This window comes from Streptomyces sp. NPDC054956, assembly GCF_053609185.1.
Genome location: NZ_JBSGXB010000349.1, coordinates 1 through 7,273 on the forward strand (window position 1 = coordinate 1; position 7,273 = coordinate 7,273).

At 73.0% G+C, this 7,273-nt stretch carries 10 protein-coding genes and 1 pseudogene; 6 read left to right on the forward strand and 5 right to left on the reverse strand.

All coding sequences use genetic code 11. From position 1 onward, the window contains the following. Positions 1–62 precede the first annotated feature (62 nt). Both ACWGDE_RS33635 and ACWGDE_RS33640 read right to left on the reverse strand, forming a co-directional pair. The gene (locus ACWGDE_RS33635; protein WP_453392846.1) at positions 63–1,586 is read right to left on the reverse strand and encodes an MFS transporter; all 1,524 of its coding nucleotides are present in this window, start codon (positions 1,584–1,586) and stop codon (positions 63–65) included. Positions 1,587–1,650: 64 nt separating this feature from the next. After that, positions 1,651–2,211: a TetR/AcrR family transcriptional regulator gene (locus ACWGDE_RS33640; protein WP_453392847.1), complete on the reverse strand. Its 561-nt coding sequence runs from the start codon at positions 2,209–2,211 to the stop codon at positions 1,651–1,653. A 123-nt stretch (positions 2,212–2,334) separates the two neighbouring features. On the opposite strand from ACWGDE_RS33640, the gene ACWGDE_RS33645 reads away from it, so the two are divergent. Both ACWGDE_RS33645 and ACWGDE_RS33650 read left to right on the forward strand, forming a co-directional pair. Beyond that, complete coding sequence (locus ACWGDE_RS33645; RefSeq protein WP_453392848.1) at positions 2,335–2,520, forward strand: DUF6126 family protein; 186 nt, start codon at positions 2,335–2,337, stop codon at positions 2,518–2,520. A gap of 80 nt (positions 2,521–2,600) precedes the next feature. Next, on the forward strand, positions 2,601–2,972 hold the full coding sequence (locus ACWGDE_RS33650; RefSeq protein ID WP_453392849.1) for a hypothetical protein: 372 nt from the start codon (positions 2,601–2,603) through the stop codon (positions 2,970–2,972). A 32-nt stretch (positions 2,973–3,004) separates the two neighbouring features. Here the strand turns inward: ACWGDE_RS33650 and ACWGDE_RS33655 are convergent, their stop codons facing one another. Next, on the reverse strand, positions 3,005–3,433 hold the full coding sequence (locus ACWGDE_RS33655) for a MarR family winged helix-turn-helix transcriptional regulator (RefSeq protein WP_453392850.1): 429 nt from the start codon (positions 3,431–3,433) through the stop codon (positions 3,005–3,007). A gap of 131 nt (positions 3,434–3,564) precedes the next feature. Here ACWGDE_RS33655 and ACWGDE_RS33660 point away from each other — a divergent pair, with 131 nt between their 5' ends. Next, a complete protein-coding gene (locus tag ACWGDE_RS33660; RefSeq protein ID WP_453392851.1) occupies positions 3,565–4,476 on the forward strand; it encodes an MBL fold metallo-hydrolase in 912 nt (303 codons plus the stop codon). Positions 4,477–4,488: 12 nt separating this feature from the next. On the opposite strand, the gene ACWGDE_RS33665 is transcribed toward ACWGDE_RS33660, so the two are convergent. Beyond that, positions 4,489–4,890 carry a GNAT family N-acetyltransferase gene (locus tag ACWGDE_RS33665; protein WP_453392854.1) on the reverse strand — a complete coding sequence of 134 codons (402 nt, stop codon included), beginning with the start codon at positions 4,888–4,890 and terminating at the stop codon, positions 4,489–4,491. Between the two features lie 173 nt (positions 4,891–5,063). Between ACWGDE_RS33665 and ACWGDE_RS33670 the strand changes: the two are divergent. Next, positions 5,064–5,546 (forward strand): annotated as a pseudogene (locus ACWGDE_RS33670) (Vgb family protein); the annotation flags it as partial. Positions 5,547–5,837: 291 nt separating this feature from the next. Here ACWGDE_RS33670 and ACWGDE_RS33675 read toward each other — a convergent pair. Then, positions 5,838–6,098 carry a DUF6158 family protein gene (locus ACWGDE_RS33675; RefSeq protein ID WP_453392852.1) on the reverse strand — a complete coding sequence of 87 codons (261 nt, stop codon included), beginning with the start codon at positions 6,096–6,098 and terminating at the stop codon, positions 5,838–5,840. A 163-nt stretch (positions 6,099–6,261) separates the two neighbouring features. On the opposite strand from ACWGDE_RS33675, the gene ACWGDE_RS33680 reads away from it, so the two are divergent. Further along, positions 6,262–6,873 (forward strand): TetR/AcrR family transcriptional regulator, encoded by a 612-nt coding sequence (locus tag ACWGDE_RS33680; RefSeq protein WP_453392853.1) that lies wholly within the window; start codon positions 6,262–6,264, stop codon positions 6,871–6,873. 38 nt (positions 6,874–6,911) lie between these two features. Next, positions 6,912–7,273: MFS transporter (locus ACWGDE_RS33685; protein ID WP_453392855.1), on the forward strand; the 362-nt coding region annotated here is incomplete at its 3' end.

Sequence of the window (7,273 nt, forward strand, 5' to 3'; positions counted from 1 at the left end):
GCCTCGTAGACCGCGTACGCCCACACCGCTCCGCGGACGTCCGTACTGCTCGACCTACTCGACTAGTGGTTCTCGGTCGGCCGCAGATCGCGCGGGATCAGGGCCCACGTGGTCGCGGCGGCGGCGACCGCGAGGGCGCCGGCCATCAGGAACGCCGGGGTGATCGCCAGGGTGTAGGCCTGCGAGGCGGCGTCGAGCAGGGTCTGGCCGACGGTGCCGCCGAGCAGTTCGGCGGTGTGGGCGGCCTCGCCCACGGAGTCCCGTACGGCGGTCAGCGTGGTCGAGTCCAGGTCCAGGGCCGGGAGGTTGGCCCGGTAGAGCGCCGCGGCGGTGGAGCCGAGGATGGCGACGCCCATGGCCGAGCCCAGTTCGTAGCAGGTCTCCTCGATGGCCGCGGCGCTGGAGACCTCGTCGGCCGGGGCCGTGGAGATCAGGGTCACCGAGGCGACCGTGGTGGCGATGCCCGCGCCCAGGCCCATGATCCCGAGCGCCACGGCGAAGGCGGGGTAGCCGAGGCCGGTGAACTGCTGGAGGGTCCAGGGCAGTGCCATGCCCAGCGCGAGGACCACCAGGCCGGCGCCGAGCACGTGCCGGATCGGGAAGCGCTGCATGAGGGCCGGGGCGACCATCGAGGCGCAGATCAGCGCGAGCGGGGCGGGCAGCAGCGATACGCCGGCTTCGAGCGGGGTGTAGCCCTGGCCGTACTGGAACCACTGGGTGACCAGGAACAGGATCGCGCCCATGCCCACCATGGGCAGGAAGATCGCGGTGGCGGCCACGCTGAACGCGGGCTTGGCGAACAGCCGGACCTGCAGCAGCGGGTTGTCCACGCGCAGCTGGCGGCGTACGAACACGGTCAGGGAGACGGCGGCGAGGGCGAGCAGGGCCCACGGCAGCGGGTCGGCGACGCCGCTCTTGCCGAGCTGCTTGATGCCGCCCGCGAGGGCGAGCATGCCGACGATCGACTGGCCGACGCCCCACCAGTCCCACGTGCCGGTGGCGCGCGGGGAACGGGATTCGGGGAGGTAGCGCAGACCGGCCGCGACGATGAGCGCGGTGACGGGGATGTTGAGGAGGAAGGCGGAGTGCCAGCCGTAGTCCTGGACGAGCAGTCCGCCGACGACCGGGCCGAAGGCCATGCCGCCGCCGAAGACGGCGGCCCAGACGGCGAGCGCGAAGGCGCGTTCCTTGGCGTCGGTGAAGACGCTGCGCAGGATCGACAGGGTGGACGGCATGATCGCGGCGCCGCCGACGCCGAGGAGGGCGCGGGCCGCGATGACGTGCCAGGCCTCGGTGGAGAAGACGGCGATGAGCGAGGCCACGGCGAAGATGCCGAAGCCGGCCATCAGCAGCCGCTTGCGGCCCCAGCGGTCGCCGAGGGCGCCGGCGGTGACCAGCAGGCCGGAGAGGGCCAGCGCGTAGATGTCGATGATCCACAGCTGCTGCACGGCGCCCGGCTGGAGGTCGCCGACGAGCGAGGGGAAGGCCACGTTGAGGATCGTGGTGTCCATGGAGATGAGCAGGAGACTGCCGGAGAGGATCGCGAGCACGATCCAGCGGCGCGGGTCCTGCGTGGGGGTGTGCATGGGGGTTCCGTTCACGGTGTACGCGGAGGTGGTGCGGGAGTCGCGCGGCGGGGCGGGGGCGGGGTCACGCGGCCGGGGCCGGCCGGGTTCCGCTGAGGAAGGAGGCGAGGACGAGCCGGCCGATGTCGCGCCGGGCCAGGTGCCCGTCGCGGACGCCTTCGGCGGCGGCGTCGAGCAGTCCCCAGAGCGAGTACCAGATCCAGTACGCGGGCAGGTCGACGCGCAGCCGGCCGAGGCGCTGGCCGAGGCCGAGGAAGGCGAGGGCCCGCTGGTCCTGGCGCTGGATTCCGGCGCGGAAGGCGGGATCGGCGAGCACGGTGGCGTCGCGCGAGGTGAACCCGTACAGGTGCGCGGCGGGCAGCAGACCGGTGACGAGCCGCTCCAGGGCGGCGTCGAAGTCCTCGCCGTCGGCGGTGGCGGGCAGATCGGCGGGAGCCAGGCAGCCGTCGACGACGACGATGGCCCGGGCGGCCACGGCCTTGAGCAGCGCCTCGCGGGTCGCGTAGCGGCGGCTGAGCGTGGCGCGGCTGGTGCCGATGCCTGCGGCGATGTGCGTCATCGAGGCGCTGTGGTCGCCGGCGAGGACGCGCGCGGCGCCGTCCAGCAGCTCTTCTTCGTTCATCATGCGATCCTCCTTCGTATCAAACGATACAAATTTGTCTCACCTGATGCAAATCTGATCCACGGCGGGCCCGGGTCGGTGCCGCGCGGCCGAGGAGCCCGAAGGCGCCCGTACGCTGTTCGGGTGATGACGGACATGAACGAGGATTCCGAGCCGGCCCGCTCGGCGGCGGCCGCCGCGGCCGCGGCGAAGTACGAGAAGTGGAAGGAGAACGGCGTCCTGCTGCGCGCGTTCTTCTACATCGCCGGCACGCACCTCTTCGCCGGGTTCGTCTGGCTGCTGTTCCTCCTGGGCGAGCACGCCGAGAAGTAGCAGCAGCCCGCACGGGGACCGACGCACGGGGAACGGCAGGAGATCCACTCATCGACGGCGCCGAGACCGACACGGCCCTGGTGCGATCCCTCCTGCGCGAACAGCATCCGGACCTCGCCGGGCTCGGACTCCGCGTGGTGGACGGCGGCTGGGACAACCAGTTGTGGCGCCTCGGGGACGAGCCGGCCGTGCGACTGCCGCGCACGCGCGATCCGGCGACCGACCTCGCGGCCGCCTGGCTGCTCCTTCCCGCCGGCGCGGCTCCGCGGTTCTTCGAGGTCTACGCGGACGCGGACGCCGCTACGGTCCGGCGCGCCCGCGGGTGGGCCGTGCTGCGGGGGCTCTCCCTCGTCGGCATCGGCCGGACCTGGGAACGCGGCCTCCCCGGCGGCAAGCGGACATGGGGACCCGCGGGCCGGGCGACGCTCGATCGCGTGCTCGCGTCAGGGTAGGAGTCGTCCGGCCGGAGCCGGCAACGTCCCGCTCAGCGGGAAGTGACCGCCCGTTCCAGGAGGGCGCGGAGGGCATGTTGCTCCTCGGGGGCGAGGCCGTCCAGCGGGGAATCCGTGTGGAGGAGGTCGAGGAGGCGCGTGCGCAGCGCCGTGCCCTCCGCCGTGAGTACGAGGTGCTTGGCGCGGCGGTCCGTGGGGTGCGGGTGGCGCTCGACCAGGCCCTGCTTCTCCAGCTTGTCCACCACGAAGGTGGTGTTGGACGGCTCGCAGCACATGCGTTCCGCGAGGTCCCGCATGGTCATCGGCCCGCTCATCTCCCGCAGCGCCGTCGCCTGCGGTGCGGTGAGGCCCAGGGTGCCGGCCTGCTCCCGCACGTGTTCGGCGATCCGCTGAGCCAGCCCGTTCACCAGACCGCACAGCTGCCGCTCGGCGCTGGCCTGCGAGTCGGGGGACGTCGTCATGCCACCACCCTAACAAGTCCGTGAAGACGAAATAATTCCAGCTTGAATGATTCAAGCTTGATGCTTATGGTTGGCGTCGTCGCCGCAGGAACCGCTGCGGCGGCCTGACGAAGACTCACGGGAGCGAACCCATGACCGACTTGACGGTTGCTCAGGACGTACGACTGCGCCGGCCGGCGGGAATCCGCTCGATACGGCTGGGCGACACGAAGGTGTCGTACGTTCCGGACGGCGACGTACGGATCCGGCCGCTGCGGCTGCTCCCGGACACCACCGAAGCGGACTGGGCCGCGCGCCCCCAGTACCTGGACGCCGCGGGCCACCTCGTGGGGAGCGTCGGCGCCCTGCTGGTGGAGCACGGCGACCGCGCCCTGCTGATCGACGCGGGCTTCGGCCCCCGCAGCCACGAGGGCCCGGACGGGCCCATCAGCACGGTCCGGGGAGGTGCGCTCGTGGACAGCCTCGCCGAACTCGGGCGCAGGCCGCAGGACATCGAGGCGGTGGCCTTCACCCACCTCCACTCCGACCACCTCGGCTGGGCCTGCTACCCGGACCCCGCCACCGGCCGGCTCGCGTTCGCCCACGCCGAGTACCTGATCTCCGAGCCCGAGTGGGAGCGGCGCGACCTCCTGGAGGCCCAGGGCATGGCCGAGCAGGTCGCGGCCCTCGCGCCGCGCGTGCGTACGGTCGCGGACGGGCAGGAGGTGTTCCCCGGGGTGCACGTGCGCATCACCCCCGGCCACACCGTGGGGCACGCCGAGTACGTCGTCACCGGGGGCGGGCGGCGTCTGATCGCCTTCGGCGACGCGGTGCACTCGCCGGTCCAGATCGACCGCCCGGACTGGTCCGCCGCCTTCGACCACGACCTCGTACGGACGGCCGAGTCCCGCCACCGCCTCGTCGCCGAGCTGGCACAGCCCGGCACGATCGGCTTCGGCGTCCACTTCGCCGACGTGGTGTTCGGCCGCGTCCGGCAGGACGGTGAAGGCGGCGAGGGCGGCCCGGGCGTCCAGGGCCCGGCATGGCAGCCCCTGGACGCCTGACCCGACCGAGACCTACGGCTGCCAGACGTAGCGGACGTCCGGCTCCCGCTCCTCGTTGCGCAGTCCGTCGGTGTGCTCGACGGCGACGAACCCGTGCCGCTCGTAGAACCGCCTGGCCGGTCCGTTGACCTGGAAGGTCCACAGGCGCAGTCCGTCGGGCCGCTGCCGCTTGGCCAGTTCCACGATCCGGTCACCCACGCCCCGGCCGCGCCACGACGGATCGAGGTAGAGCTGTTCGAGTTCCTCGCCGTCGAGCACCAGGAGCCCGATCACGGAGCCTTCGGAGACGGCCACCCAGGCCTCGTACTGCTTCACGACCACATGCAGGAACCAGCTCCGCACCTCGTCGTCCTCGTGCGCGCGGCGCACCGTCGGCAGCGCGGTGTCGAACGACCGCAGCCATACGTCGGCCATGGCGGCCGCATCGGAGTCGTCCGCACGCCGGATCACGAGCTCAGTACTGTTCACAGCGCGCGACTCTCGCAGACGGGCGGTCCGGGCGCATCCGAATTCCAGGACGCCGCCCGGCGGACGGGGTCGCGCTCGGCATCACCGCCGGCCCCGACGGCAACCTCTGGTTCACCGAGATCATCGGCAACCGGATCGGGAGGATCACCACGGCGGGTGCCATCACCCTGTACGACCTGCCCGGCGGCACCGGCTCCCCGTTCGCCATCACCGCCGGGCCCGACGGCAACCTCTGGTACACCAAGGACCCGGGCGACCGGATCGGGAGGATCACGCCCGCCGGGCAGGTCCTCGCCGAGTACCCCCTGCCCCACGCCGACAGCGCCGCGGAGAGCATCACCGCCGGGCCCGACGGCAAGCTGTGGTTCACCGAGCTCTTCAGCGGCACCCGGATCGGGAGGATCAGCACCTCGGGCGCCATCGAGGAGTACAGCCTGCCCAACGCCGACAGCGGTCCCGACGGAATCGCCGCGGGGCCCGACGGCAATCTGTGGTTCACGGAACAGGCCGACCGGATCGGGCGGATCACCACCGGCGGAGACGTCCAGGAGTACCCGCTCCCCCACGCGGGCAGCGTCCCGATCCGCATCACGGCGGGCCCGGACGGCAACATGTGGTTCACCGAGGTCATCGGCGACCGGGTCGGGCGGGTGCAGGTCGGCGCCGGCAAGCCCGAGGCGGACCTGGCGGTCCGGCTCGGCGCGCCGGCCACCGCGCGCGGCGGAACCGAGTTCGGCTACGACATCACGGTGACCAACACCGGGCCCTTCGCCGCCGCCGACTGCCCGGGCCGGACCACGCACCCCTGTGCGGTCCGGCCCGAGCCGTGCGCCGGGCCGCCGCCCGGCGCGGATCCGGCGGACCGCCCGGTCCGAGGACACGGGACGGCTCTCTCAGCCGCGCTCCTCCGGGGAGGTACGGGCGCGGGCGCCGGAGCGGGTGCGGCCGGGGGTCTGGGCACGTTCCGGGTGGCGGCGGACGTACTCGCTCTCCAGCTCGTCCATCCGCTGCGTGTGCGTGACCAGTGCGTCGTCCGATCCGTGCAGCAGGGTTTCGTGGCGGGTGCGGTGGATGGCTTCGAGCTCCTTCATCAGGCGGCCCTCTTCCAGCGCGCTCGCCGACGGACCGGCCTCGCGCGGCGCGTGCTCCGCCATGGCAGGTCACCTCCTCCTCGGCCGGGCCGGGCGCGTCGCCCGGCCGTGCTCATTCCCATCATCCCGGAAGGGCCCGAATGGACCACTTGGCGGACACGCCCCGGCAGACACGTCGGTGGACACGCTGGTAGACACTGTCTACGCCACCTGGTAGACAGTGTCCATGGATCAGGACAGCGGGCTGCGCGAGCGGCTGATCGACGTCGGCGTGGAGATCGTGACCACCGAGGGGACCGCCGGCCTCGGACTGCGCGAGATCGCCCGGCGCGCCGGGGTCTCCCACGGGGCTCCCCGGCGGTACTTCGCCACCCACCACGCACTGCTCTCCGCCATCGCCCGGCGCGGGTTCGCGGACCTCGCCGGGCGCGTCCCCGCCGCGATCTCGGCGGCCCCCGCCGATGACCCGCGCGAGCAGGTGCGGGCGCTGGGGCGCACGTACGTCGGCTTCGCGCTGGAGCACCGCGGCATGTTCGAGCTGATGTTCCGGCACGACCTGCTCGACAGCACCGGGCAGGACGGCGCGGCGGGCTCCCGGCTGCGGGATTCCACGCTGCCGCTGTTCGAGGTCCTCGTCTCGCTCGTCACCCGGTGTTCCGTCGCCGGCCCGCCGCGGATCACCGCCGCCGCGCTCTGGGCCAACCTGCACGGTGTGGCGCAGCTGTGGTCCTGGGGCAGCCTGCCCCTCGCCCTCGGGAGCGGGCCGGGGGCAAACCCGGAGCAGTTCGTCGGCGAGCTCGTCGACGCCACCGTCCACGCACACCTTCCCCGCCCGTGAGGCCCCGTCTCGCGCTCCTCGTCAGCGCGGCCGGAGCGATGCTCGTCGCGGTCGACGGGACGGTGCTGCTCATGGCGCAGCCGAGCCTGCGGCGGGACCTCGGTGCCAGCCTGGCCCAGGTCCAGTGGACGAGCACCGCCTACCTCCTGACCGTGGCCGCCTTCCTCGTCCTCGCCGGCCGTCTCGGTGACCGGTACGGGCACACCCGGCTGCTGTTCACCGGCGTACTCGGCTTCGCGGCGGCCTCGGCGGGCATCGCGCTCGCGCCGGGGGCCGGCTGGGTGATCGCCCTGCGCGCGGCCCAGGGGCTGTTCGGGGCGCTGCTCCAGCCGGCGACCCTCGCGCTGCTGCGGCTCGCGTACCCGGCCGAGCGGCTCGGTACCGCGGTCGCGGTGCGCAC